The sequence below is a fragment of the Aequorivita sp. 609 genome, assembly GCF_014212065.1.
Classification (GTDB): Bacteria; Bacteroidota; Bacteroidia; order Flavobacteriales; family Flavobacteriaceae; genus Aequorivita; species Aequorivita sinensis.
In genome coordinates this window covers 1-304 of sequence record NZ_JACJVM010000037.1, presented here as the reverse complement: position 1 = coordinate 304, position 304 = coordinate 1, and the positions used below count along the sequence as shown (strand labels likewise).

Here is a 304-nt window from a genome sequence, read left to right as displayed (position 1 = left end):
TGTACGTCTCTGATATAGGTTGACCACTTAACGAGTGAAAACCTATGAAAGCAAATGTACGGAGTATTCGCAAGCAGCGTAAATACTCAATTGAATTTAAAAAAAGGATTGTTGCAGATTTTGAAAGCGGAAAGTTTAGCGTTCTCCAATTGGAGAAGCTTCACGGAATAAGAAATCCAACAATTTATAAATGGATTTATAAATTCTCTACCTTTAACGAAAAAGGATTTAGAATTATAGAAATGAAAGACAGTAGCAGCCAAAAGATGAAAGAGCTTGAAGCTCGCATAAAGGAGCTTGAGAG

Annotated in this window: 1 protein-coding gene; it reads left to right on the top strand. The window is 35.2% G+C overall.

Annotated elements, in window-relative coordinates:
- Positions 1-44: 44 nt before the first annotated feature.
- Positions 45-304, top strand: a 260-nt coding sequence (locus H4O20_RS12575; RefSeq protein WP_185099476.1) for a transposase, incomplete at its 3' end; no start/stop codon positions are given.